Origin of the sequence: Nocardia mangyaensis, assembly GCF_001886715.1 — a bacterium.
In the GTDB taxonomy this organism is placed as follows: Bacteria; Actinomycetota; Actinomycetes; order Mycobacteriales; family Mycobacteriaceae; genus Nocardia; species Nocardia mangyaensis.
This window is the reverse complement of the sequence record NZ_CP018082.1, coordinates 2,736,293-2,760,282: the sequence shown is the minus strand read 5'-3', so window position 1 is coordinate 2,760,282 and position 23,990 is coordinate 2,736,293. Positions and strand designations below refer to the sequence as shown.

25 protein-coding genes are annotated in these 23,990 nt (G+C 68.0%); 17 read left to right on the top strand and 8 right to left on the bottom strand.

Annotated elements, in window-relative coordinates; genetic code table 11:
• Positions 1–6: 6 nt before the first annotated feature.
• The 5 genes from BOX37_RS12515 to BOX37_RS12495 all read right to left on the bottom strand — a co-directional run bounded on the left by BOX37_RS12515 (position 7) and on the right by BOX37_RS12495 (position 7,499).
• A complete protein-coding gene (locus BOX37_RS12515; RefSeq protein ID WP_071927803.1) occupies positions 7–2,409 on the bottom strand; it encodes a serine/threonine-protein kinase in 2,403 nt (800 codons plus the stop codon).
• Positions 2,406–3,578 (bottom strand): hypothetical protein, encoded by a 1,173-nt coding sequence (locus tag BOX37_RS12510; RefSeq protein ID WP_071927802.1) that lies wholly within the window; start codon positions 3,576–3,578, stop codon positions 2,406–2,408. Before BOX37_RS12510 ends, BOX37_RS12515 begins: the two co-directional genes overlap by 4 nt.
• Positions 3,575–4,555 (bottom strand): glutamate ABC transporter substrate-binding protein, encoded by a 981-nt coding sequence (locus BOX37_RS12505; RefSeq protein WP_071927801.1) that lies wholly within the window; start codon positions 4,553–4,555, stop codon positions 3,575–3,577. Before BOX37_RS12505 ends, BOX37_RS12510 begins: the two co-directional genes overlap by 4 nt.
• Entirely contained in the window at positions 4,552–5,823 is a 1,272-nt protein-coding gene (locus BOX37_RS12500; protein WP_240505320.1) for a hypothetical protein, read from the bottom strand. The genes BOX37_RS12505 and BOX37_RS12500 overlap by 4 nt, the downstream gene beginning before the upstream one ends.
• 176 nt (positions 5,824–5,999) lie before the next feature.
• Complete coding sequence (locus BOX37_RS12495) at positions 6,000–7,499, bottom strand: flavin-containing monooxygenase (RefSeq protein ID WP_071927800.1); 1,500 nt, start codon at positions 7,497–7,499, stop codon at positions 6,000–6,002.
• Positions 7,500–8,038: 539 nt separating this feature from the next.
• On the opposite strand from BOX37_RS12495, the gene BOX37_RS35255 reads away from it, so the two are divergent.
• Positions 8,039–8,230, top strand: coding sequence for a hypothetical protein (locus BOX37_RS35255; RefSeq protein WP_240505319.1), 192 nt, complete (start codon positions 8,039–8,041; stop codon positions 8,228–8,230).
• 1 nt (position 8,231) lies between these two features.
• On the top strand, positions 8,232–8,813 hold the full coding sequence (locus tag BOX37_RS12485) for a class I SAM-dependent methyltransferase (protein WP_071927799.1): 582 nt from the start codon (positions 8,232–8,234) through the stop codon (positions 8,811–8,813).
• A gap of 40 nt (positions 8,814–8,853) precedes the next feature.
• Here the strand turns inward: BOX37_RS12485 and BOX37_RS12480 are convergent, their stop codons facing one another.
• Both BOX37_RS12480 and BOX37_RS12475 read right to left on the bottom strand, forming a co-directional pair.
• Positions 8,854–9,105 (bottom strand): hypothetical protein, encoded by a 252-nt coding sequence (locus tag BOX37_RS12480; protein ID WP_071927798.1) that lies wholly within the window; start codon positions 9,103–9,105, stop codon positions 8,854–8,856.
• A 16-nt stretch (positions 9,106–9,121) separates the two neighbouring features.
• Positions 9,122–10,186, bottom strand: coding sequence for an NAD-dependent epimerase/dehydratase family protein (locus BOX37_RS12475; RefSeq protein ID WP_071927797.1), 1,065 nt, complete (start codon positions 10,184–10,186; stop codon positions 9,122–9,124).
• 120 nt (positions 10,187–10,306) lie between these two features.
• On the opposite strand from BOX37_RS12475, the gene BOX37_RS12470 reads away from it, so the two are divergent.
• From BOX37_RS12470 to BOX37_RS12420, 11 genes are all read left to right on the top strand, one after another.
• Entirely contained in the window at positions 10,307–10,930 is a 624-nt protein-coding gene (locus tag BOX37_RS12470) for a TetR/AcrR family transcriptional regulator (RefSeq protein ID WP_071927796.1), read from the top strand.
• Positions 10,931–11,028: 98 nt separating this feature from the next.
• Positions 11,029–11,346 carry a nuclear transport factor 2 family protein gene (locus BOX37_RS12465; protein ID WP_071927795.1) on the top strand — a complete coding sequence of 106 codons (318 nt, stop codon included), beginning with the start codon at positions 11,029–11,031 and terminating at the stop codon, positions 11,344–11,346.
• Positions 11,343–12,497, top strand: a complete 1,155-nt coding sequence (locus BOX37_RS12460; protein ID WP_084759572.1) for an alkaline phosphatase family protein — start codon at positions 11,343–11,345, stop codon at positions 12,495–12,497. The genes BOX37_RS12465 and BOX37_RS12460 overlap by 4 nt, the downstream gene beginning before the upstream one ends.
• 67 nt (positions 12,498–12,564) lie before the next feature.
• On the top strand, positions 12,565–12,885 hold the full coding sequence (locus BOX37_RS12455) for a hypothetical protein (RefSeq protein ID WP_071927794.1): 321 nt from the start codon (positions 12,565–12,567) through the stop codon (positions 12,883–12,885).
• 140 nt (positions 12,886–13,025) lie between these two features.
• Positions 13,026–14,279 carry a winged helix-turn-helix domain-containing protein gene (locus BOX37_RS12450; protein WP_071927793.1) on the top strand — a complete coding sequence of 418 codons (1,254 nt, stop codon included), beginning with the start codon at positions 13,026–13,028 and terminating at the stop codon, positions 14,277–14,279.
• An 87-nt stretch (positions 14,280–14,366) separates the two neighbouring features.
• Complete coding sequence (gene exaC, locus BOX37_RS12445) at positions 14,367–15,884, top strand: acetaldehyde dehydrogenase ExaC (RefSeq protein ID WP_071927792.1); 1,518 nt, start codon at positions 14,367–14,369, stop codon at positions 15,882–15,884.
• On the top strand, positions 15,884–16,279 hold the full coding sequence (locus BOX37_RS12440; protein ID WP_071927791.1) for a DUF779 domain-containing protein: 396 nt from the start codon (positions 15,884–15,886) through the stop codon (positions 16,277–16,279). The genes exaC and BOX37_RS12440 overlap by 1 nt, the downstream gene beginning before the upstream one ends.
• 214 nt (positions 16,280–16,493) lie before the next feature.
• Positions 16,494–18,836, top strand: coding sequence for a sensor histidine kinase (locus BOX37_RS12435; protein WP_071931426.1), 2,343 nt, complete (start codon positions 16,494–16,496; stop codon positions 18,834–18,836).
• A 1-nt stretch (position 18,837) separates the two neighbouring features.
• Positions 18,838–19,245 carry a roadblock/LC7 domain-containing protein gene (locus tag BOX37_RS12430; protein WP_071927790.1) on the top strand — a complete coding sequence of 136 codons (408 nt, stop codon included), beginning with the start codon at positions 18,838–18,840 and terminating at the stop codon, positions 19,243–19,245.
• Between the two features lie 11 nt (positions 19,246–19,256).
• Positions 19,257–19,631, top strand: a complete 375-nt coding sequence (locus BOX37_RS12425) for a DUF742 domain-containing protein (protein WP_071927789.1) — start codon at positions 19,257–19,259, stop codon at positions 19,629–19,631.
• Positions 19,612–20,217, top strand: a complete 606-nt coding sequence (locus tag BOX37_RS12420; protein ID WP_071927788.1) for a GTP-binding protein — start codon at positions 19,612–19,614, stop codon at positions 20,215–20,217. The genes BOX37_RS12425 and BOX37_RS12420 overlap by 20 nt, the downstream gene beginning before the upstream one ends.
• Positions 20,218–20,324: 107 nt before the next feature.
• Here the strand turns inward: BOX37_RS12420 and BOX37_RS12415 are convergent, their stop codons facing one another.
• The gene (locus BOX37_RS12415; protein ID WP_206045808.1) at positions 20,325–20,831 is read right to left on the bottom strand and encodes a hypothetical protein; all 507 of its coding nucleotides are present in this window, start codon (positions 20,829–20,831) and stop codon (positions 20,325–20,327) included.
• A gap of 349 nt (positions 20,832–21,180) precedes the next feature.
• Between BOX37_RS12415 and BOX37_RS12410 the strand changes: the two genes are divergently transcribed.
• The 4 genes from BOX37_RS12410 (at position 21,181) to BOX37_RS12395 (ending at position 23,960) form a co-directional block, all read left to right on the top strand.
• Complete coding sequence (locus BOX37_RS12410) at positions 21,181–21,495, top strand: WXG100 family type VII secretion target (protein ID WP_167659924.1); 315 nt, start codon at positions 21,181–21,183, stop codon at positions 21,493–21,495.
• Entirely contained in the window at positions 21,492–21,701 is a 210-nt protein-coding gene (locus BOX37_RS12405; protein WP_084759569.1) for a hypothetical protein, read from the top strand. The genes BOX37_RS12410 and BOX37_RS12405 overlap by 4 nt, the downstream gene beginning before the upstream one ends.
• Before the next feature lie 904 nt (positions 21,702–22,605).
• Complete coding sequence (locus tag BOX37_RS12400; protein WP_071927787.1) at positions 22,606–23,481, top strand: hypothetical protein; 876 nt, start codon at positions 22,606–22,608, stop codon at positions 23,479–23,481.
• Positions 23,478–23,960 carry a hypothetical protein gene (locus tag BOX37_RS12395; protein ID WP_071927786.1) on the top strand — a complete coding sequence of 161 codons (483 nt, stop codon included), beginning with the start codon at positions 23,478–23,480 and terminating at the stop codon, positions 23,958–23,960. Before BOX37_RS12400 ends, BOX37_RS12395 begins: the two co-directional genes overlap by 4 nt.
• Positions 23,961–23,990 lie beyond the last annotated feature (30 nt).

The following is a 23,990-nucleotide window of genomic DNA, read 5'->3' as shown; positions in this document are numbered from 1 at the left end:
ACGCGGTCACAGCGTGGTCCTCGGGCGAACCGCGTTCGCCTGATCCACCAGCAGGAACCGGGTCCACATGTCCTCCTCCTCGCGCGCCAATGTCCGCAAACATCGTTCCAACCCCGTTCGCACTCCCTGCTCGGTGAATTCCACATCCAACAGCTTGCCTGCCGCGCTCGGTCGCTGTCCCGACCGGATCCAGTTCAGCGCGGCCTCGAGCACATCCATCCGCACCCGCGCGCTGCGCGTGCGCGAGTCGAGGCGAAGGCGCTCCACCCGGTCACCCGCTTCACGCAGCAGCGCCTCGTCCAGGTCGGCCGGATCTCGGCGCGCCAGCAGCGTTTCCACCGCGGCGAGTCGGGCCTCGGTGAACATCGAGGAGGTGCGGTCGACCTGGTCGAGCACGGTGACCGCGCCGGCGCGGTCGCCCGTGCCGCGCCGCAGCCGAGCGGCGCCGAAGGCAGCCGAGAGGTAGGTGTGGTCGGTGCGCCACACCAGTTCGTAGAGCGCCAACGCGCGGTCGAGGTCGCCGCGCAGTGGCTCGGGTTCGGTCGCGCGCGCACCCAGCTCCAGTGCCGCGGCCAGGGCGAGTTTGGGGGCGGGTTCGCCGGGCAGCGCGGCGTAGACGGCCTCGAAATCGGCGGCGGCCGCAGCGTGGTCACCGGTGAGCAGCGCGGCCTGGGCGCGGTACCAGACGGGGCGCCAGTCGAATTCCAGATCCTCGTCCAATGCGCTGAGCCGGGTGCGGGCCGCCTCGGCGTTGCCCGCCTCGAGCTCGGCGCGCACGAGGCGCAGCGGGATCTCCACCGAGCGCTGGCCACCGGTGACAACAGCGCGCAGACCGGCGGTCAGCGCCTGTTCCAGTTCGGCGGGGGTGGCGGCGTCGGTGGTGGCCAGCAGCGCCGCCCCGCAGTCGCCCGGATCGACGAGCGGAGCGGGCAGTCCGGCGATCAGGGCGGCGGGTTCGGGTGCGGCGCTGTCGATGCCGAACACGGCGCGGGCGGGGCCGAAGGCGGTCGACATGCCGGGGCGCGGGACGCCGTCGCCGGTGGCGAGTACCTCGCGCAGGACCCCGGTGAGCTGGTCGGCCATCTCGCTCATCGAGCCGAAGCGGGCCAGCGGGTCGGGATCGGTGGCCCGCTGCAGGAACCGGTGCAGCGAATCGTGTTCGGCCAGCAGCGGTTCGTCCTCGGGGCCGGGCAGTGGGCCGAGTGTGCTGCCGACCGACGGCACCCGCATCATCAGCACAGCCAGTGTGCGGCCCGCGGTGTAGACCTCGGTGGCCACGGTGGGACCGGTCTCGGCGATCTCAGGTGCCTGGTAGCCGAGGGTGCCGTAGATCGGGCTGGTGCGGTCGTCCATCGCGATGACCGCACCGAGGTCGATCAGTTCCAGGCGTTCCTCGGTCTGCATCACGTTGTCGGGCTTGAAATCGCAGTAGGCCCAGCCGCGTGCGTGCAGATAACCGAGGGCGGGCAACATCTCCAGAACGTAGGCGATGGCCTGGGCCGGGGGCAGGTAGCTCTTGGTGGCGGCGCGGTGCGCGCGCAGGATCTGCTTGAGCGAGGTGCCGCCGACGTAGGCCATCACGATGTAGCCGACCGGGTCACCGTCGGCGTCGGCATGTTCGGTGAAGTTGTGGATCTTGACGATGTTGGGGTGGTCGACCTCGGCCAGGAATCGGCGCTCGGCCAGCGCGGCGGCCAGCGCGTCGCTGTCGCCGGTGTCGATCAGGCCCTTGAGCACCACCCAGCGTCGGTTGACCCGATGGTCGGTGGCCAGATAGATCCAGCCGAGGCCGCCGTGGGCCAGCGCACCGGCCACCTCGTATTGGCCGCCGACCAGATCGCCCGCGCGCAGACGGGGAACGAAAGAATAGCGGGTGCCGCAGTGCGGACAGAATCCGGCGCTGCGCCCCGGCACACCGTCGTGCGTGCGGCCGACCGGCTTGTCACAGCGGCCGCAGTAGCGATCGGTCTCGGGGACCTGCGGATCGACCAGGATGGCCGAGGACGGGTCGACGCGCGGCACCGGCGGCACCTCGACCAGACCGGCGCCGAGTCTGCCGCGGGCGGTCGAGCGCGCCGAGGCGGAGCGGTGCGTGCGTACCGACCGGCCGGAGGTGCGGCCGGTGGCGCTCACCGTCGGCGCCGAGGGGCTGTGGACGGTGACGATCGCCGGAGCGGTGCCGCAGGTGTCGCAGTAGCCGTCGACGATCGTTCCGGCACAGCCGGGTTCACCACAGGCACCGGGCGGAGGCGGCGGTACGCCGGTGCGCGGCTGCGCGGTGGTGCGCGACCTGCCCGTCGGCGCCGCGACCGGTTCGGGTGGTGCCACGCTCGCCACGGGGGCGGTGCCGCAGACAGCGCAGTAGCCGTCCTCGATGGCGCCCCCGCACCCTGCTTCCTGACACATCATGCCGTCCGCCCCGCTTTCTCCCCGATGATCGAACGATAGTCCGCGACCGCGCGGGTGATGGCGCCCAGATCGCAGGGAGTGCGACCGAGCAGGCCCGCGGCGATGCGGTCGGCGGCAAGGACATCGCGGTCCTCGGCCACACCGAGCCGAGAGGCCTTGGCGCGGTAGGAGGTGAGCCTGCCGCGGAGTTCGGCGCGCCGGTCCAGCAGTCCGCGCGCCAAGTCCTTACGCAGTGTTGCCTTGGCGAGGGCATCGGCGGTGCGCACACGCAGGGCGAACAGGTGCTCCACCGTCGGGCGGGTGGGTTCGGCGCCGAGGGTGTCGAGTTCGGTCCGCAGCCGGGTGGCCGGTTCGCCGCCCGCGGGCAGCGCGGCGGTGGCGATCTTGTGCTCGGCGGTCGCGGCGGTGTCGTCGGCGTCGCGCTGGAGTTCGTCGAGTTCGGTCAGGCGCGTGCGCACGGCCGTGACGGCGCCGGGCAGGTCGGCGGCGAGGGCGAGATGTTCGGCGTGGCGGTCGGATTCGGTGTCGATCAGCGCGGTGAGCGAGGCCAGTGCGGTCGTGATCTCGCCGTCGGCGAAGCCGAGCGGGTCGGTGCCCGCTCGGCGCAACAGCGCGGCAAGGGGTTCGGCCGCGGCGTCGAGGGCGCCGTGTGCCTGTTCGACCTGTTGTTGGAGCGGTGCGAGCGCGCCCAGCACCTGGCGGTCGACGGCCTCGACCTCGTCGGCGAACTGCGCGACGAAGCCGAACGCGCCGCGCATCCGGTCCAGGGTGTCGGCGATGCCGACCGTCACCACGGTCTCGCCGGGGCCGGTGAGGCCGCGCTGCGCCAGCGGAATCGGGATCCGGGCGACCTCGTGTGACCGTCCGCGCAGCAACTCGGTGAGCCGGGCGCGCGCTCGGTCGTCGAGTCGTCCGCGCCCACCCCGCACGGCCTCGGCTTCGCTCAGGATGGCGCGCACCCGGCCCAGCCCCTCCCAGAGTTCACCCAGTGCCTTGTCCACGGCCGCCCAGCGCCGGGCGGTCTCGCCTTCCGGCGCGTACTGGCGTACCAGCACGAGTCCCGGGTGGCGGTCCAGTTCCAGCAGTGTCGTGGTCACCTTGGTCAGTTCCGCTGTGCGCGCAGCCAGTTCACGATCGATCTCGACGACACCGAGAATCGGCCAGCTCATCCGACGTACCGGGGCTCGGGCGGACCGGGCGAGGGCCCCAGCGAGGACAGGTGCCGCTGGTAGATGCGCTGCCAGGTGCCATCGGTCCGCATCCGGTCGAGCACGCCGTTGACGAAGCGCACCAGCTCGTCGCTGCCTTTGGGCACGCCGACGGCGTACGCGCCGGTGCCGATCGGGTCACCGACCATCTCGAGATTCTGGTCTTGGGCCACCAGACCGGCCACGATCGGTTCGTCGCCGCTGATCGCGTCCACCGTGCCCTGCTGCAGGGCGACGAGGCAGTCGGTCCAGTTGGTCACGCCGAGCACCGAGGGCGGGGATGGCAGGTCGAGGTCGAACAGCGGGGCGGCGGCCGTGGTGCCCTTGGCCACGCACACCCGCTTGCCCGCCAGATCGGCGGCGGTGCTCATCCCGCCACCACGGGGGACCACGATGCGTTGCGCCGCACGGTAGTAGGCACTGGAGAAGTCGACCTCTCGGCGCCGCTCGCAGGTGGCCGAGAAGGTGCGCACGATCATGTCGACCTGCTTGTCCTGCAGGAGCGCGATCCGGTCGGCGGCGGTGACCGAGCGCAGTTCGATCCGGTCCGGATCACCGAACAGATCGCGCGCGACCTCGCGAGCCAGGTCGATGTCGAAGCCCTCGAGCAGGCCGGTGGACGGATTGCGGAAGCCGAACATGTAGGTGTTCTGGTCGACGCCGACCCGCAACCTGCCGTTGGCGACGATCGCGGCCATGGCCGACCCGGCGGGCATCGCGCCCGGTCGCGGCCGGGCGCCCGGCGACAGGGTGCCCTCGGTGTCGCAGACGCCAGAGCCCTGTTCGACGGGTGCCTCGGTGATCGCCTCGGCGCCGGGCAGCGGTGGCGCGAGGGCGGTGGCGGGGATGGTCGACGGTTCCGGTGCGTCGCCGCAGCCCGCGACCAGCACCGCGACCGCGGTCAGCGCCGTCACGAGCAGACTCCGGCGGGTGCTCACAGGAACTCCTTCAGTCGGGGCCACAGGCCGGTGACCACCGCACCCGCCGCGCCGAGCAGCAGGACCAGGACGCCGAAGGGGCTCAGGATCAACGCGTTTCCCGCGGCGTCGACACCGTCGCGCAGGTCGTCGCGCGCGTGGGCGAGCGCGTCGCGCAGTTCCTGGTCGAGCCGGGTGAAGCTGGTGGCCGAGCTCTCGGGGCCGGTACCGATCGCCTGTTCGACCGCACCCGCATAGTCGGCCTTCTCATAGGCGGTGCGCTGGGCGTTGTGGCCCGCGGTCCACCTCGCCAATGTCCGTCCGGGCTCGGAGTCGGCGATGCCCGCGGCGAGGAGCCGCTGTTCCAGCTCGCCGGTGTGGGTGCGGAACGCGGCCTCGGGCTCGGTGATGTCGCCGCGGGTGATCAGGGCGAGGGTTTCGTCGGTACGGGCCTGCTGGGCCAGGATGCGGGCACCGGCCAGGTTCTCCACCCTGGCGCCCGCGCCGGATTTCCCGGTGTCGAGCAACTGCGCGGCGGTCACGGTGGCACCGACCGTCCACAGCAGGGCCAGCAGAGTCGCCCCGGCGGCGACGGCGATCCCGGCGTTCACCAGCCGATTGGTGCGCCGCAGGAGCAGGACCGAGCCGACGCCGCAAGCGGCGAGGACGAGCAGCAGTCCCACGATCGTCGTCCACGGCAGCGCGCCGATGTCGCGCTGGTCCTCGCCAACAGCGGCGAAGCGGGCTTCGGTGAGTTGTTCGGCGTGCGGCAGCAGCGAGGTCTGCATCAGGTCCGAGGCCTGGCGCAGGTACGCGGAGCCGACCGGGTAGCCCTGGCGGTTGTTGGCACGCGCGGTCTCCACCAGGCCGGTGTAGGTGGGCAGGTCGGCGGCGATGCGGGCGACGATCGTTCTGGTCGTGGCGTCGGTGGCACCCGCGGTCGCTTCCGCCAGTGCGGCAGCGGCTTCGGCGAGTGCCTGCTCGTAGGTGTCACGGACCTGCGGTGATTCGATGCCGCCGGACAGGAATGCCGTCGCGGCACCGGCATCGGCCGCCGAGAGCGAGACGTAGAGGCTCTGCGCCGCGAAGGCCAGCGGTTCGGTGCGGTCGAGGACCTGCTCGGTACGGTCGATCTTCGCGCCGAGCTGTTGCCCGGCCGTCGACCCGGCGATCAGGCAGGCCAGTGCCGTGACCACGAACACCAGCCCGATCACACCCGGTGTCGTCGCGGCGAAGCGCCGCGACCACGTCCCCGCGACTCGGATGGTCGCCGGTAGGCGAACTCCCACACCGTCCTCCTCACATCTCCCAGGGCGGTGTCCTCGCTCGCGATCGTACGGTAGGCGCCGAGGGTTCGCCTAGATCACTTTCTCCTACGGCGACAACGACTTCCACGGTCGACGGCGGCGAATGACCGAGGGCCCGGCACACCATCTGGTGAGCCGGGCCCTCGGTCGGTGCTCGGTCAGGCGCCGAGGACCTTCTCGCCCGGTTCGACGGCGGTACCGGTCTTGCTGAACTGCAGGACACCGTCCTCGATGGGTGCCTTGTGCATGAGAGTGCGGTCCCGGTAGTAGTTGTTGACGAGCTTCCACGCGCCGCGGGCACCCTGGCGGGGCATCTCGCCGTCGCCGCGCTGGATGTAGCCGGAGGTGAGCGCGCCACCCATCAGCGACTCGTCGGCGTAGTCCTCGGGGTTGGCGTGCACCTCGAAGGTGGTGTAGCCGCGGTCGCGCATGATGTTGAGAACGCGGCACAGGTAGGCGGCGGCGAGGTCGGCCTTGAGCGTCCAGGACGCGTTGGTGTAGCCGATGATCATCAGGAAGTTCGGGATGTCGGAGTACAGCACGCTCTTGTAGGCGACCGTCTCGTTGATCTTCAGCGGCTCACCGTCGATGGTGACCTTCGCGCCACCCAGGATCTGCACGTTCAGGCCGGTGGCGGTGACGATGATGTCGGCCTCGAGCTCCTGGCCCGACTCGGTCAGGATGCCCTTCTCGGTGAACTTCGCGATGCGGTCGGTGACGATGTCGGCCTTGCCGCTCTTGAGGGCCTTGAACAGGTCGCCGTTGGGCACCACGCACAGCCGCTGATCCCACGGGTTGTAGGTGGGCGTGAAGTTGCGCATGTCGACGTTCTTGCCGACCTGCAGCCGCACCTGGGTCAGCATCAGCTTCTTGGCCAGCTCGGGGTTGGTGCGCGAGAGCTGGAAGCTGGCACGCTGCAGGGCGATGTTGCGGGCGCGGCCGATCTTGTAGGCGATCGCGTCGGGCACGCGGGTCTTCTTGAAACCGATGGCGACCGGATCGTCGGACGGCAGTGCCTGGATGTAGGTGGGCGAGCGCTGCAGCATGGTGATGTGCTCGACGTCATCGGCCATCGACGGGATCAGCGTGATCGCGGTGGCGCCGGAACCGATGACCACGACCTTCTTGCCCTGGTAGTCGAGGTTCTCGGGCCAGTGCTGCGGGTGCACGATCTGGCCCGTGAAGTTCTCCTGGCCGGGGAAATCGGGCTGGTAGCCCTGGTCATAGTTGTAGTAGCCGCTGGCGCCGACGACGAAGTTGGCGGTCCAGGTCTCGGTCTCGCCGGTGGCCTCGATCAGGGCCCGCACAGTCCACTGCGCGGCGGCGCGGTCGAAGTCGAGTTGCACGACCTTGCGGCCGAAGGTGATGTGGTCGGTGACGCCGTATTCCTTGGCGGTGTCTTCGACGTACTGGCGGATGCTGGCGCCGTCGGCGAGCACCTTGGTGCCGATCCAGGGCCGGAACCCGAAGCCGAAGGTGAGCATGTCCGAGTCGGAGCGGATGCCGGGGTACTTGAACAGGTCCCAGGTGCCGCCGATGTTCTCGCGGCGCTCCAGGATCGCGTAGCTGCGTCCGGTCTGCTCGCGAAGGAGGTGACAGGCCGTGCCGATTCCGGACAGGCCTGCGCCGATGATCAGTACGTCGACATGCCGCGTCATTGAGGAAACTCGTTTCGTAGGGTCACCGCCCGCGCCTCGTCGCCCGAGCATCCTTCGAGATTACGTGTTTCACCTGGTTACGTCTAGTTGGCTCGACCGTCGGCGCGGCCTGGCCTGGTCAGCCACTGCCTGGCGACGCAGAGGGCTGCCACCCCCAGCGCCGCTCCGGCGAGGAGTCTGCTGGGCGATGTCGCCGGCGGGGGCGAGCCGCGCGAGCGGCAGACCTACGCGATTTCCTGGACAATGCCGTGCGCTACCAGGCATCTCCCCAGGTGGGAGGCCCCTTTCGCGTTCAGGCTCCACCCCGCGAAGGCAGTTGCGGCGCAGTTGCATTCGCTGCCATTTCGGCAGTCCGTGCCGCTCTCCGCGCCGATTCGGCACGGAGTGCACGCGGGGTTCCACGTGAATCAGCGTGACATCGCAGGGGGGCCAACCGATCTCGGCGTCCGCGCCCGTGCGCCACACCGGGCACCGAAGCAGGCCGATGCGCTCGGTCTCGTGACCATCACGTCAAGGCGACCGGTGTCCTCGCCGTCGGGGTGACGACCGGGCCTTGCGACGCCGACGGCCTGCGCGCGGCAGGCGCCGACATCGTTCTCGACGACCTCACCGTTTTCGCCGACTGGCTCGCCGGGTACAGGGCCACGGCCAGCTGGCGCCGAAACCGCCTGCGGCTGGTGGGTTTCCGCGCGCCGCCCGGAACCCATTCGGCACGCGGCCCGTTGACCTGACATGCCGACGGACCCCTACTGGAACCACAACACCCACTACCATCCCTGGATCCTCGAGCAGGTGCCCGAACACGCCCGCACGGCACTCGACATCGGCTGTGGCGACGGCCTGCTCGCCCGCAAACTCGCCACCCGCTGCGACGCGGTGCTCGGCGTCGATCTCGACGGTCACGTCATCGCCGACGCCCCCGTCGCGCCGAATGTGCACCTGGAAAAGGCCGACTTCCGCGATCTCGACGACACATTCGATCTGGTCACCACCGTCGCGACCCTGCACCACGTCCCCCTCGGCGAGGGGATGGCAGCGCTGCGTGATCTGGTCGCCCCCGGTGGCACGCTCGTGGTGGTCGGCCTGTGGAAGATGCGCCCGGTCGACTACCTCACCTACCTACCCGCGCTACCGCTGATCTGGGCCAGAGACCGTCGCCACCGCCGTTGTCTCGGCGGTCCCGAGGTGAGCCTGCGCGCGCCGCGGGAGACCATCGCCGAGATCCGCGCCGCGGCCGCCGACCACCTACCCGGCGCCGTGGTGCGCCGCGGTCTGATGTGGCGCTACACCCTGCTCTGGCATCGCCCCCGCTGAACCCGAGGCGATGGCGCGATCCGCCGACGCGCGCCCGTGTTCAGGCCAGACCCGAGCAGACCAGGTGGGTGCCTGCGAGTGCGAGACCGGTCGCGGCGACGGCGACCGACAGGGCGGGAGCCGGTTCCCGCACGAGGCGGCGCGCTGCGCGCAGGATCGCGGCCAGCACGCGTTCCAGCTGATCGCCGAAGGACGCGCGCGGTGTGACGACATCGGCGTCGTCGGTCGTCGCACGCCGCAGGGCTCGGCGGATCACACCGGCGATGGCGAGTACGAGAGCGGTGACCAGCATCGTCTTCTCTCCTGCCTCAACGGGTTCCGGCCGAAGCCGTCGCGGGCGTGGATCCGGGACCGCCGGGCGCGGGCACGATGCCGAAAGCGATCAGGCTGTCGGCGGTGTCGCGGATGGTCTCCTCGATCGGGCGCATGGTCCAGCCCAGTTCGCGCCGTGCCTTCGCGGCGCTCACGTATTCGGCGCGGCCCAGCACGGGCACGGTCAGGCGCACACCCTTGTCGAACACCGCGACCACCCGGACGAGCCAATTCGGCAGCACCCTCGTCGGTACGCGAAATCCCCGGGGGTTGTAGTCGCGCGCCAGCGCCGCGGCCAGCTCCCCCATCCACAGCGGCTCGCCCGCGCAGATGTACCGATTACCCACCGCCGCGGGCACTTCCAGTGCCAACCGGTGCGCGACGGCCAGATCGCGGACATCGACCGTCGACCAGCCCGTGCGCACCGAACCGGGGACACCGCGTGAGAGCAGACGACGGAGGGGCTCGTGGGAGGTACTGGTCCGCGCCTCGAGCACCGGACCGAGGATCATTCCCGGATTGAGTGCGACCAGTTCCAGGTCACCCCCGTGTGATTCGACGAACTCCCACGCGGCCCGCTCGGCCAGGGTCTTGCTCTTCTGATAGGCCGGAACCCGCTCGACGACCGACCAGTCCGCCTCGGTACGCACCTCGTCGTTCGCGTGGCCATGGGCCACCGCGGCGATCGATGAGGTGAGCACCACCCGCCGCACCCCGGCCGCCGCCGCGGCGCGCAGCACCCGCACTGTCCCGTCGACCGCGGGTCCGATCAACGCCCGTTCGTCCTCGGGCGGGGTGTCGGGGAATGGCGAGGCGACGTGCAGCACGGCATCGCAGCCCGCCACGGCCTCGGCCCAGCCCGCGTCGGCGTCGAGGGCAGCGGCGACGAAGTCCAGCTCACCGCCGGTACGTCGAGCGAGTTCGGTCAGGTGCGCGCGTGCGGCGTGCGCGGTGAGGTCACGGACGGTGCCGCGCACGGCGTAACCGTGCTCGAGCAGTTCGGCGACGCAGTGCCCGGCGACGAATCCTGTCGCGCCGGTGACGAGTATCCGAGTGGTCATGGTGTTCACCCATTTCGTCGGCGGAGCCCGCCCATCTGAGCGGTGCTCAAATAATCTAAACACTGCATAGATCTTCTGTCCAGTGCCGATTTCGCGCGCCGGCTCGCTTACGCTCGGAGGGTGAAGCGCACCAGTTACCACCACGGCGACCTGCGGGCCACGCTGATGGACGCCTGCCTGCGCCTGATCGAGAGCGAGGGACTGGCCGCGGTGAGCCTGCGCCGCGTCGCCAGGGAAGCCGGGGTCAGCAGCGGCGCGCCGTATCACCACTTCGCCGACCGGGCCGCGCTGCTCTCGGCGCTGTCGGTCGACGGCTTCCAGCGGCTGGCCGCCGATCTCGCCGCCGCCAGGGCGGCGGCCGCCACACCGTTGGCCGCGCTCACCGACCTGGCCGCGGCCTATGTACGGTTCTCCCGCGACCACCCCGCGCAGTTCCGGCTCATGTTCCGGCCGGAGCTGTCCCAGCCCGAGAAGCACCCCGATGCCCACCTCGCGGGCGACGCGGCCTTCGAGGTGCTGGCCGAGTCCGTCGCCGAGTGCGTCGCGGACGGCGTGCTGCCCGCCGACCGCGCCGAGATCCTCGCCATCGCCTGGTGGGGACTGGCCCACGGTCTCGCCTCGCTGTGGCTGGACGGCCAACTCGACAAGCGCAGCGAGCAGATGGGCACCCACACGCCCGATCTCGTCGACGCGATCATGCGCGCGTTCACCGCGCTGATCACGCCCACGGCGGCGCCGGACTGACGCGCCCGTCGGTTTTCCCCCGAGCACGGGCCCGTCCTCCCCTACAGTGGGGTCGACCGCACTTGTCCGTTGCGTAGCGACCCGAGCAGGAGACCCGGATGTCTGCCACCGCGAAACTCGATCCCGTGGTCGAGGCGTTCGTCGACGCGCTCAACGCCCAGGACGCCGACCAGTTCTACGGCGTGCTCACCGAGGACGCGACCATGTCCGACGACGGGGTCGAACGCAATCTCGCACAGTGGACCGAGGCCGAGATCTTCAGCAGCAACGGACATCTGGACGTGGAGTCCGTCGACTCCGACGGCCTCGCTCTCACCGCCGATTACACCAACAGCCGCTGGGGCTCGATGCGCACGACCTGGCGGTTCGTCCTGCGCGACGGGCTGATCAGCCGATTCGAAACCGGACAGGCGTGAACGACGATCTTCTGCTGACCCCGCGTTACGGCGACGGTTCCCTCGCCGAACTGCTCCCCTCGGCGCTGGCCTGTCTCGGCGCCCCCGACGACACCGACCGGCTCGGTCTCGCGCTCGACGTCGACCACGTCTGCGTGCTGCTGGTCGACGGCCTCGGCGCGACGGCACTGGCCGCGCATCCCGACGCCGCGCCGTTCCTGTCGAGCCTGCCAGCGGGCTCGATGACCTCGGGGTTCCCGAGCACCACCGCGACGAGTTTGACCACCCTCGGCACCGGTCTGCCGCCCGGCGAGCACGGCATCATCGGCTATCTGACGCGCCTGCCCGAGCAGGAGCGGCTGTTCAACACGCTGCGCTGGCAGCTCAACGGCGAGGGCCCGAAGGTCGACCCGCTCACCGCGTTCCCGCCGGAACGAATCCAGCCCCGGCCCACCGTCTTCGAACGCGCGAAGGCGGCCGGGATCACCGCGGTCCAGGTGGCACCGGGCTATCAAGACGGATCGGGACTCACCAGGGCCGGCTGGCGCGGCGGCGGCTTCCGCCCCACCTTCTCGGTCGGCGACCTCGTCGACGGTGCCCTGCAGGCCCTCACCTCGGCGCCGAAAACGCTGATCTACACCTATCATTCCGAGCTCGACACCACCGGCCACGTGCGCGGCCCCGCGTCGCGGGCCTGGCGGTTCGAACTCGCCAACGTCGACCGCATCGCCGCCGAGCTGGCCGCCCGCCTGCCCGCGCGCTCGGCGCTGATCGTCACCGCCGATCACGGGATGGTCGAACTGGTCGACCGGATCGACTTCGACACCCACCCGCACCTGTCCGAGGGGGTCATCACCCTCGGCGGCGAACCACGCGCCCGCCACGTCTACACCGTCGACGGGGCCACCGCCGAGGTCGCCGACACCTGGCGGGGCGTGCTCGGGAACGACTTCCTGGTGCGCACCCGCGTCGAGGCCATCGCCGCGGGCTGGTTCGGTCCCCAGGTCAGCGACGAATCGGCCTACCGCATCGGCGATCTGGTCGTCGTCGCGCGTGGTGACGGCGGTGTCGTGCGCACCGGCGCCGAACCGCTGCAGTCGATGATGGTGGGCCACCACGGCTCACTCACCGCCGCCGAACTGCTGGTTCCGCTCCGAATCCACCGTGGCTGAGACCCACCGCTTAGGCTGTCAGCGACTCGATGCGCACGCGCGCACGGCGGAGACTCCAGGAGGAACCATGCACGCCACCACCCGAACCGGTGCCGTCGCGGTGGGCGTCGCGGTGCTGGCGGCACTGGCCAGCGGCTGCAGCGACATCGAGCAGGCGCTCAACCAGGGCGGCGACACCACCTGTCGCGACTACGTCACCCAGGAACCGGATACCAAGCGGGTCACCATCACCAAGGCGATCAAGCAGCAGACCGGCACCGACAACGAACCCGCGGGCACCATCGTCGACTCGATGATCGTCCAGGTCGACCTGCTGTGCGCCGGGCAGCGCAACGTCGACACCCCGATCAAGAACGCCGACATCGCCGGACTGTTCCTCAACAAGTAGCCGTCAAGGCGACGCGACACTGCATATCCCGGTGACCTGGGAGTTCTCGGTCAATCGACGCACACACCGACAGCGCAGCTGATAGACAGGAGACGCCACACCGGTCGCACGCGCACCGGTGCGTCGCCGACGAGCAGGGAGTGAACGTGGGCGCACACGACCACCCGATCGCCGGTCCACCGGGACCCGACCGGCTCTCGGATTATCGTGGCGCGCTGGAGAAGCAGTGGAACAAGCTGGCCGCGCCCTCTCGCCCGATGCGGTTGCCGCGCGACACCGGACCGGTACGCCAGGAGGTCGCCCGCTCCTGGCAGCGGTCCCTGCACACCGTCGACCCCGGCCAGACTGTCGCGCCCGGTTTCAACGACATCAGCGATCGCTGGTCGGAGTCGACGCTGCGCCGACCGGTCACCGAACTCGCGGGCCAATTGCGCGGTATCGCCGAGGAATCCGGCTATCTCGCTGTCGTCAGTGACGAATCGGGCACCATCTTGTGGACTGCGGGTGACCGCACCCTGCGACGTCAGGGCGAGGCGATGAACTTCGCCCCCGGCGGGGTGTGGGACGAGAGCCATATGGGCACCAACGGGCTGTCGCTGGCCCTGCACGACGACGAACCCGTCACGGTCTTCTCTGCCGAACACCTGGTCGCCGCCCTGCACGGCTGGGTCTGCTACTCCGCACCCATCCACGGCCCCGACGGCAGGCAAGTCGGTGTGCTGGACCTGTCCTCGGTCTGGGAACGCTCGCACCCGATGGTGATGACCTCGGTGCGCGCCCTGGTCACCGCGGTCGAAACGATGCTGCGCGCCGAGGCGCCCACCCCGGCGCCAGGTGTGCGGCTCGAATGCCTGGGCGCCGCACGGCTGTTGCGCGACGGCAGGCCCGTGCCGCTGCCCCCGCGTCAGCTCCAGATCCTGGCACTGCTGGCGTTGGAGCCCGAGGGCTACACCCCCGAGCAGCTGCACGCCGCGGTCTACGGCGACCGGGCCGTGTCATTGAACACGCTCAAAGCCGATGTCTCGCATCTGCGCCGGGCCACCCGCGGCGAGATCGCCAACCGGCGCTATGTGCTCACCGGTCCCGTGTCCTGCGACGCGGTCGATCTGCTGGCCGCCATCGAGGGCGGCGATCTCACGTCCGCGCTGTGGCTGTATCGCGGACCGCTGCTGCCCGGTTCGGATCTGCCCGGCGTCGAACAGTGGCGCGCGCACCTCGACGTCGGCCTCCGCAACGCGGTGCTGGCCAGCGATCGGCCCGAGCATGCCGTCGCGTTCGGCCAGCGCTGCCCCAGCGATGTCGCCATCCACGAACACGCCCTGCGCCTGCTGCCCCGCGACGACGTCCGCCGTGCCGTGGTGACGGCCCGTCTCTACACCGCGCGACAGGGCTGAGCTGGGCAAACACCCTCACCAACCTCGTACCAACCTTCGCCGACCATAGTGTGAGCCACCACGCAGAGGTCGCGAGGAGCGAGGCGCATGATCTACGGCAAGCCCGGATCGGATACCGGCATAGTCAGTTATGCCGCCCGATACGACAATTTCATCGGAGGTGAGTGGGCTGCCCCGGTCGAAGGCCGGTATTTCGACAACACCTCGCCGGTCGACGGCGAGACGTTCTGCGCGGTGGCCCGGTCCACCGCCGCCGATATCGACATGGCCCTCGAGGCGGCGCACCGCGCCACCGAACGCTGGGCCGCGACCTCGGTCGCCGAGCGGGCCGACATCCTGCTCAAGATCGCCGACCGGATCGAGAACAGTCTCGAACCACTGGCCGTGGCCGAGACCTGGGACAACGGCAAACCGGTGCGTGAGACCCTGGCCGCCGATCTGCCGCTGACCATCGACCACTTCCGCTACTTCGCCGGTGCTCTGCGCGCCCAGGAGGGGTCGATCTCGCAGATCGACGCCGACACGGTCGCCTATCACTTCCACGAACCGCTCGGGGTGGTCGGCCAGATCATCCCGTGGAACTTCCCGATCCTGATGGCCGCGTGGAAACTCGCGCCGGCGCTGGCGGCGGGCAACTGCGTGGTGATCAAGCCGGCCGAGCAGACACCGGCCTCGCTGCTGCTGGTGGTGGAGCTCATCGCGGATCTGTTGCCGCCCGGCGTGCTCAATGTGGTCAACGGATTCGGGGTCGAAGCGGGCAAACCGCTGGCACAGAGTCCCCGGGTGGCCAAGATCGCCTTCACCGGCGAGACAACCACCGGCCGGTTGGTCATGCAGTACGCCAGCGAGAACCTCATACCGGTCACGCTGGAGCTGGGCGGCAAGAGCCCCAACATCTTCCTGCCCGACATCATGGCCGCCGACGACGACCTGCTGGACAAGGCCGTCGAAGGCTTCGTGATGTTCGCCCTGAACCAGGGTGAGGTGTGCACGAGCCCGTCTCGCGCGCTGATCCACTCGTCGATCTACGACGAGTTCCTCGCCCGCTGCATCGCCCGCACCGAGGCCATCGTGTCCGGTCATCCGCTCGACACCGAGACGATGATCGGCGCGCAGGCCGGCAACGACCAATACGAGAAGATCCTGTCCTACTTGGACATCGGCAGAGCCGAAGGCGCCCGCGTGCTCACTGGAGGGGAAGCACGCAAGGTCGACGGCCTGCCCGGTGGGTACTACATCGAACCCACCGTCTTCGAGGGCGAGAACACGATGCGGATCTTCCAGGAGGAGATCTTCGGGCCGGTCGTCGCGGTGACCAGGTTCGATACCGTCGACGAGGCGATCCGCATCGCGAACGACACGCTCTACGGTCTCGGTGCGGGCGTATGGACCCGCGAGATGAACACCGCTCATCGACTCGGCCGTGGCCTCGAGGCGGGCCGGGTCTGGACAAACTGCTACCACGCCTATCCCGCGCACGCCGCGTTCGGCGGCTACAAGAGATCGGGATTCGGCCGGGAGAACCACGCCATGATGCTCGGGCATTACCAGCAGACCAAGAATCTGCTGGTCAGCTACTCGACGACGAAACTCGGGATGTTCTGATGCAGAACCGGATCCACCGTGTGGAGATCACCGAACGAGCCCAGACGCTGCTGCGCCGACTGATCGAGGACAACGGTCCGGTGCTGTTCCGTCAGGCCGACAATGCCACCGCACCGGTGTGCCTATCGGCCAGGCAGTTCCCGATCGAGCGGGCCGACGTGCTACTCGGCCGGCTGAGCTGGCACACCGAGTTCTGGATCAGCCCCGAACAATTCGAGTACTGGAAGGACACGCACCTCACCATCGACGTGGTGCGTGGCCAGGCCAGCGAGGAGTCTCTGGAAGCCGGCCAGGGTCAGCGCTTCGTCTTGCGCGCGCGACAACTGACCGCGGCGGAGAACGCGGCGCTGGCGGCCGCACCACCACCCCGAACGGGCGCCGACCGCACCCTGTAGCGGTGCCGAAAGAACCTGACCTGGCTGGACCTTCCCGGCACTGCCCGGTCACGGCGAGCCCCCGCCGACTGGGCCATCGCGGCTCAGCCGGCGGGGCGAGCTCGCCATTTCTGTGTCTGGCTATATATCAAACCCGTTCCAGCGCAAACCAAATCGCGTCTCGCTCAGCGAGACACGCACGACAACACTGCAACGATTCCGTTACGTTATGGCGATGTTCTTAGCGAGACTCGGTGTTCGCACCCGGATTCTGGCGATCGCTCTCATCCCCAGTCTGACCCTGGTGGTGGTCGGCGTCGGTACGGCGGGCTACCTGGTCGACGAGAGCAACAAGGCCAAGACCTGGGCGGCGGAGATGCAGGCGGCGGTGCCCTACACCCGCGAGCTGATCGAAGCGGTCCAATCCGAACGCCAGCTCACGCTGGCGCATCTGGCCGGTGACGAGACCGTGATGGCCGCGCTCCCGCCCGCGCGCGCCCGGCTCGACGCCGCCTTCCGCGGCCTGATCGAGATCTCCGAAGGCATTCGCCAGGTCGACGATTCCAACATCGGCGACGACAAGGGCGGATTCAACACCCTCGGCACGCATCTGGCCGGTGTCCGCGGTGGCGCCGACGCCGGAATGCTGCCGGCCTCCGACGCCTACACCTTCTACAACGCGATGCTCGACGTGTTCACCCAGGGCACCAAGGTCGCCGAGCGCGCCGCCCCCGACGCGGTCGTCGCCTCCGGCGTCGGCGAGGGCATGCGCCTACTCAACGCCGCCGAGGCGATGTCGCGCAGCAATGCCCTCGGTCTGGCGATGGTGTCCGCGGACGGCCCGACCACGATCCCGCTCGACGAGTTCATCCGCCAGAGCGGCTTCTACCGCACCGAGATCACGAATGTCTCCGCCGAACTCGACGAAGCCCAGCGCACCGGCATTCTCGCGCTGACCAGCTCGCCGATCTGGCAGCAGCTCGCCGACATGGAATCGGCGCTGGTCCAGCGCTTCGCCAGGCCCGCCTCCACCCAGACCACCGGGTCGACCAGCAGGACGACCACCACCACCACCGACGAGCTGCCGCTGTCGACGCCGGAGTGGCAGAGCGCCGCCGCCGAGGTCAACCGCGGCCTGCTCGACGCCTACGGTGCGCACAACCGCCACGTCCAGAAGCTGGCCCAGGACACCGCCCGGCAGGCCGAGGTGAACGCGGCGCTGGCCGGTGGTGGTGTTCTCGCGCTCAGTGTGCTGGTCTTCCTGGTCGCCGTGGTCCTGGCCAACCGGATCATCCGCCGGCTGCGCCGACTGCGGACCGAGACGCTCAAGCTCGCCGACGAGCAGCTGCCCGCCACCATGCGCGTGCTGCGTGAGGGCGGCGAGGTCGACCCCGCCGACACCACTCCGTCGCTGGACTTCGGCAAGGACGAAATCGGCCAGGTCGCCCAGGCTTTCGAACACGCCGCCTCGGCCGCGATCAAGGCCGCGGTCGACGAGGCCCGTACCCGCGAGGGTGTGCGCGCGGTGTTCCTCAACATCGCCCACCGCAGCCAGATCGTGGTGCACCGCCAGCTCGAGATCCTCGACGAGGCCGAGCGCCGCCAAGAGGATCCGGCGCTGCTCGAGACGCTGTTCCGACTCGACCACCTGGCCACCCGCGAACGCCGCAACGCCGAGAATCTGATCATCCTCGGCGGCGGCCGTCCCGGTCGCCAGTGGCGCAACCCGATTCCGGTGATGGACGTCGTACGCAGCGCCATCGGCGAGACGCTCGACTACGCCAGGGTGCGGGTCACCAAGCTGCCCGAGGTCAATGTCGTCGGCACCGTCGTGGCCGACCTCGTGCACCTGCTCGCCGAGCTCGTCGACAACGCCACCGCGTTCTCCCCGCCGCAGTCGCGGGTGGAGGCGGGCGGCAACATCGTCGGCAAGGGCGTGGTCATCGAGATCACCGACCAGGGCATGGGCATGAGCGACGAGGACCTGGCCCGCTACAACGACATGCTGGCCGATCCGCCGGACTTCGGTGTCGGCACGCTGTCCTCGGATTCGCGCCTCGGTCTGTTCGTGGTCGCGCGGCTGTCCACCGCGCACGGTGTGTCGGTGCGGCTGAGCGAATCCGACTACGGCGGCACCCGCGCCATCGTGCTGATCCCGCAGCAACTGCTCGCCGGCGACACCGATCCCGCGAACCTGCCGCCCGCGATGACCGGACCGATGCGCCGCGGGCTGCCCGTGCCGGCGGAGACCGCATCGGTCGCGGCCATCGAGTCGGCACCCGCCCCGGTGGCCACGCTGGTCGCCGATCCGATCCCGACCCCGCGTCCGGTGGCGCCCGCGCCCGAAGTGCCCACGATGCGCAAGCACGACACCGACGAGCGGCCCGCGCTGCCGCGCCGCAACCGGCAGACCAACCTCGCGCCCGAGCTCACCGAGCCCGCCGCCGAGGCACCAGCCACCTCGGAGCGACCCCGCTCGGCCGAGCAGGCGCGCGACATCATGTCCGCGATCGAGAACGGCACCCGGCAGGGTCGCAAACCACTGACCACATCGAATCAGGACGAACAGGAAGGCTGAGGTGAATACTTCGCACTCAGGCGATCTCAACTGGCTGCTCGACGATCTCGTCGATCGGCTGGCGGGGGTCCGCTACGCGGTCGTGCTGTCCACCGACGGGCTGCTGCTCGGACGGTCCTCGCAGATGAAGCGTGAGGATGCCGAGCACTTCGCCGCCATGTCGTCGACCCTCTACGGGCTGGCCCGCAGCGCGGGCAACCGGTTCGACGGCGGCGGCGTGCGCCAGGCGGTGATCGAACTCGATCGCGCGGTCCTGTTCGTCACCTCGGCGGGCGAGAACGCCTGCCTGGCACTGCAGGCCACCGAGTCGGCCAATCTCGGCATGGTCGCCTACGAAATGAATCTCACCGTGCAGCGGGTCGGCAGCTATCTGTCGACCGAACCGCGGCACGGCCTTGCGGAGCTATAGGAAGCGTCACCATGACTCGACTCGGCGATCCGTGGTTCGACGACGCGGCCGGACCTCTGGTCCGGCCGTACGCGGTGACCCGCGGGCGCACCATGGGCGCCGCGCACGACCTGGACATGCTCACGGTGGTGGTGGCGGTGCATCCCGCCCCCACCTTGCGGCGCCCGGAACCCGAGTACGCGACGATCGCACGGCTGTGCAAGCGTCCGCAGTCGGTGGCCGAGGTCTCGGCCGTGCTGAAACTTCCTCTGGCGGTGACCAAGATCCTCGTCGGTGATCTCATCGGCGAGGGCCACCTCATCTTCCGGGCTCCGGTACAGGCCGAGGCCGGTACCGGTGACCTCAACATATTGCGAGCGGTTCTGGATGGCATCCGAAAACTTTGACCCCACATCATCAGGCGGACAGCACCTCGCCGCCTCGGTGAAGATCCTCATCGCCGGCGGCTTCGGCGTCGGCAAGACCACCATGGTCTCCTCGATCAGCGAGATCGCGCCGCTGCGCACCGAGGAGCTGATCACCGAGGTCAGCACCGGTGTCGACGACCTGTCGGGGGTGGAGCAGAAGTCCACGACCACCGTCGCGCTGGACTTCGGCCGCATCACCATCGACCGGGACCTGGTGCTGTACCTGTTCGGCACCCCCGGCCAGGACCGCTTCTGGTTCCTGTGGGATGAACTGTGCCGTGGCGCCCTGGGCGCGATCGTGCTCGCCGACACCCGCCGCCTCAGCAATTCCTTTGCCGCCGTGGACTTCTTCGAGCGCCGCGACCTGCCCTTCCTGATCGCGGTGAACTGCTTCGACGGCGCCCCCCGCTACACCGTCGACGAGGTCCGCGACGCCCTCGACCTCGACCCCAACACCCCGGTGATCCTGTGCGACGCCCGCGACCGGCCCTCGGCGAAGGCCGTGCTCACCCACCTCGTCGAGTACCTCATCAACCGCGCCACCCGCACCCCGGTCACCACCTAGTTCCGATGTCGTGATGGCCGTGCCGAGTTTCTCGGTACGGCCATCGTCGGGTTCGCGGCTCGGCCGGGGGTCTCGCGCCCGGTGCCGAGGCACGGTGTCGGCATCCCTCAGCGACGACGAAGAGCATCGACCTCGTCCAGCAACTCCGGCACCGCCTTCCGGTGGATGCCGGACAGCGCGCGCCAGACACGCGCGGCCGGTCGGCGGTGATAGCGCACCGCCGTGACCATCGAGGCGTACTCGTCGTCGAGGTGCACCAGGATCTCCCCCGCGATCAGCCAACCGGTCGCCTCCACGCGAATCCAGCTCGGCGCCCGCTCGGCGATCCGCCAGCCCGCCACATGATCGGGTGCGCCCGGCGCCAGGCGCAAACCGAGGACCACCCGCCAGATGAATTGCCCCTTGGCGCCGGCGATGTCGTCGAGCGCGGTCCGCGCCCACCGCTCCGGCGACCAGGTCGCGGGTTCGACCGTCGCGAGCCGAAAGCAATCGACGTAGTCGGGATCGACCATGATGTGCGTGCGGATCTCGTCGGGCATCCGCCGTTCCGGGCTCTCGGTGGGCGACACCGCGGCCGGCGTCCGATCGTCGGGGAGATCCTGTCGGTCGTTCATCAGCTCGACTCCTCTTATACGGTTGCGTATATCCCGAGGATAGCTCGCATATACGGCGACGTATAGACCGGAGCCGTCTCAGCCATGAGGCTGTTGGTCACACCTCTGCCGAGTCGAGGTGTACAACCCGCGTCGGGGCACATTGCCGGATGGATCGATGCGTGAGGCAGGTCTTGGCTCGCGACACTGAGCGTCACCACCGACCCTGACGGAACAGGTAGTCCGGCAAGCTGATTCGATGCCCCACACGGCTTCGGCGGCCAGCGCTGAACCGATCGAGAGGGCTGGTCGGGTTGAGGTTGGATTGGTACTATCCGACTCGGTCGGCATCCTACCCCTGGGGGGGAATGTGAGCAGTAGCGTCTCGGTCATACCGGAAGATGTTCAGGAGATCGGCCGGATCGCCTACCGGGTGGCCACTGATCTGCAGTCCGGTGCCAGCGGGCTGGACACATCGGTTGCGCAGCTACTCGCCTCATGGACCGGTAGCGCCGCCGAGTCGTACCAGCGCGCATGGGGAGAGATGCAGACGGGCTCTCGCCGTGTCTGGGACGAACTTTTCGAACTCGCGGAGAAATTGGGCGTTACGTCCGAGAACTCCCAGGTGACCGACATGACGAATGCGGGCAATATTTCTTCACTCGATCTTCCCGACCTCGCATGAGCGAATCATTCAGCGTCGACCTCGACGACCTAGATGAAGTCACAGCCCGCATCCGTGGATATCAGGACTACCTGACCGATGCACTCGCCGAATTGCAGCAGCGAATCGGCGAACTCAACTCCTCATGGAGGGCCTGGCAGCAGCGGCATTCGCCGAAGCGCACCGCGACTGGGGTACCGCTGTGTCAGATATCGGCACCGCCTTGACCGATTTGGAGAAAGCCGCGAGATCCGCCCATGGCAGTTACTCAGACGCCGCTGATACCAATACCCGAATGTTCCAGCGACGAACGTAACTGTCGAATACGAACCGAAGAGCTGAACCATGACACCCATCAGGGTAGACCCGCAGATCTACTACGACGCGGCAAAAACCCTAGCCGCTGGCTTGACGGAACTACAAAACGGCGTTGCCGATGTCCTCAACCACAGATGGTGAACACCGAAGACATGGGGGAAACGACCAGGTGTCGACGGCCTGGAAAACCAAGTATCACAGTATGGCAGAATGCTTCACTGACACGGTTGTTGCATACGGTCGGGCGCTGCACACCGCGAGCAGGATGATGCACCTCGCTGGTTTCAACTGGCAAGTCTCCAACTATGGCGCCGATGTCAACTCGCGAACAGGTGAACGGCCGACTATGGGTCATAGTCCGTCCGAGTCCGGATGGACAAGAGAAAAGATCAGGATTCCCGACTCACTCCCAGCACCCTTCACAACACCTAATCGGGGACTCGCCAGTACACCAATTGAACTCCGAGACGACATACTCGCCGTATTTCGCAGCGCAGGTACGGATGTTACAGACGCCGATACAGATGCGCTGCAAAAATCAGCGGCTGCATGGCGCGCTTTCGCCGAGCACTCCGCTTGCGTTGATGCGCCAGGAGAACTTCAACAATTGACAAACTCTATAGGCTCACTCCAAGCGCCGAAAACGCAGGACGCAGTAGAAATTCTGGACACTATCAAGGCCGGGATTGTCGGCATACGATCCGCCGCTTATGGGTTTTCCTCCGGAGTTACCGACTTTTCGAGCACTTCACCGATTTTCGTTCAAAGTTGGCATCGACAACGCCCGGGGCGTTCCCTGACACCTTGGACGGGATGGCGGTTGCACCAGCCGGGGCCAGCGTTTCATCCGAGGCGGTGAATATCACCTTGTCGGTTGACTTCGATGCTTCCGAGATCAAAGGCGCGGCGACTACGCTCTCCCACTCGATCGCGGGACACCGACTCTACGAACTCGGTCGACGACCCTCATTTCCCGATACCGAACAGCTGTCCAGTATCAAGGCTACTTTGGAGGAGATCGCGAACTCCCCTATCGATGAAATAGCGAATCGCGGAAGCTGGAAGTCCGGACCAATCAAGTGCACACTCAATCCCGAGGGGCAACGCGATTACGGCAAGGCGAACGCCAACATGAGAGAATGGATCGACGACGCGGTGCGATACGGAAACGAGGCGGGCGTGGACCCTCGAGTAGTGCTGGCGATCGTGTATCAAGAGGGAGGAAATCGGGCCGAGAGCGCCCTCCAGGAGAGTGCGAGCTGGGGTTACGATGCTTTTCGCTATATCACAACGAAACCCCGTGAGCTAAAGGATGGCTATGGAAATTCTCTCGGGATCACGAATATGAAAGAAGAAACCTACAATCAGGTCAGGGAGAAATACCCCGAGGAGTTCGAGGGCAAGCAATGGGCACTCATAGCGGACGATGATTCGCTAGCCATCAAGGCCGCCGCATTCAATCTCAAGCGCGTACAGGATCTCTACACTGGGCGCGCAGTGGATTCATTCCGGGAGCAACATTCGCGGGACGAATTCATAGCTGCGGGGTATAACGCGGAGGGACACTTCAATAAGACGTACCTCAAACAAGGATATTTCGGCAATTCAGCCATTGATTACATCGATCGATTTGACGTCTCATTGAAGATCGCTTCGGATATGATCGATGGCGCGTACACATGCAAATGAGAAATACACACAAGACCGCCCTCTGGATAGTTTTCACTGGTCTTATTTTGGCGATTATCGGCGGCGCGCTGTACACCTATCTACAACAGTCCCCTCACCGTATAGCTATTCGACACTCCGAGGAAACAACGCTGATCGGCTACGCGCGTGTTCACTTCGACTCGGTATGCGGGAATACCGGGTGCTCGTACGAGACCTATTACCTGGTCGAGACCGGCGATGACTGGGTGCAGAAGATCTCCGGTCCTGGACTGTCCATGGGCGGACGCTATACGTTAGGCGGCCCGGAGCCATACAACTGGGGTGCCAGTGGGCGTTACGACGATGACTGCCATATGATCGCGCGGCCTCTCGATCCAGCGGTTGATCCATACGATCCAGCAAATTGGGATGTCGACGAGACGAGTTCGAAGGAGCTTCGTAGTGGAACTCTTACGGCCGTGAAGATGGTTTTCGGCTGCGGTGAGGATGATTCGTAGTGCGCGTTGATCGCGACGAAGATTTCTCGC

Excerpts from the sequence above, each read along its gene's own strand:
- BOX37_RS12485 (WP_071927799.1), top strand. The coding sequence starts at position 8,232 with ATGCCGACGGACCCCTACTGGAACCACAACACCCACTACCATCCCTGG.
- BOX37_RS12415 (WP_206045808.1), bottom strand. The coding sequence starts at position 20,831 with ATGAACGACCGACAGGATCTCCCCGACGATCGGACGCCGGCCGCGGTG.
- BOX37_RS12475 (WP_071927797.1), bottom strand. The coding sequence starts at position 10,186 with ATGACCACTCGGATACTCGTCACCGGCGCGACAGGATTCGTCGCCGGG.
- BOX37_RS12395 (WP_071927786.1), top strand. The coding sequence starts at position 23,478 with ATGAGAAATACACACAAGACCGCCCTCTGGATAGTTTTCACTGGTCTT.
- BOX37_RS12515 (WP_071927803.1), bottom strand. The coding sequence starts at position 2,409 with ATGATGTGTCAGGAAGCAGGGTGCGGGGGCGCCATCGAGGACGGCTAC.
- BOX37_RS12405 (WP_084759569.1), top strand. The coding sequence starts at position 21,492 with ATGAGCGAATCATTCAGCGTCGACCTCGACGACCTAGATGAAGTCACA.
- BOX37_RS12440 (WP_071927791.1), top strand. The coding sequence starts at position 15,884 with ATGCAGAACCGGATCCACCGTGTGGAGATCACCGAACGAGCCCAGACG.
- BOX37_RS12510 (WP_071927802.1), bottom strand. The coding sequence starts at position 3,578 with ATGAGCTGGCCGATTCTCGGTGTCGTCGAGATCGATCGTGAACTGGCT.
- BOX37_RS12425 (WP_071927789.1), top strand. The coding sequence starts at position 19,257 with ATGACTCGACTCGGCGATCCGTGGTTCGACGACGCGGCCGGACCTCTG.
- BOX37_RS12465 (WP_071927795.1), top strand. The coding sequence starts at position 11,029 with ATGTCTGCCACCGCGAAACTCGATCCCGTGGTCGAGGCGTTCGTCGAC.
- BOX37_RS12495 (WP_071927800.1), bottom strand. The coding sequence starts at position 7,499 with ATGACGCGGCATGTCGACGTACTGATCATCGGCGCAGGCCTGTCCGGA.
- BOX37_RS12455 (WP_071927794.1), top strand. The coding sequence starts at position 12,565 with ATGCACGCCACCACCCGAACCGGTGCCGTCGCGGTGGGCGTCGCGGTG.
- exaC (WP_071927792.1), top strand. The coding sequence starts at position 14,367 with ATGATCTACGGCAAGCCCGGATCGGATACCGGCATAGTCAGTTATGCC.
- BOX37_RS12480 (WP_071927798.1), bottom strand. The coding sequence starts at position 9,105 with ATGCTGGTCACCGCTCTCGTACTCGCCATCGCCGGTGTGATCCGCCGA.
- BOX37_RS12400 (WP_071927787.1), top strand. The coding sequence starts at position 22,606 with ATGGCGGTTGCACCAGCCGGGGCCAGCGTTTCATCCGAGGCGGTGAAT.
- BOX37_RS12435 (WP_071931426.1), top strand. The coding sequence starts at position 16,494 with ATGTTCTTAGCGAGACTCGGTGTTCGCACCCGGATTCTGGCGATCGCT.
- BOX37_RS12420 (WP_071927788.1), top strand. The coding sequence starts at position 19,612 with ATGGCATCCGAAAACTTTGACCCCACATCATCAGGCGGACAGCACCTC.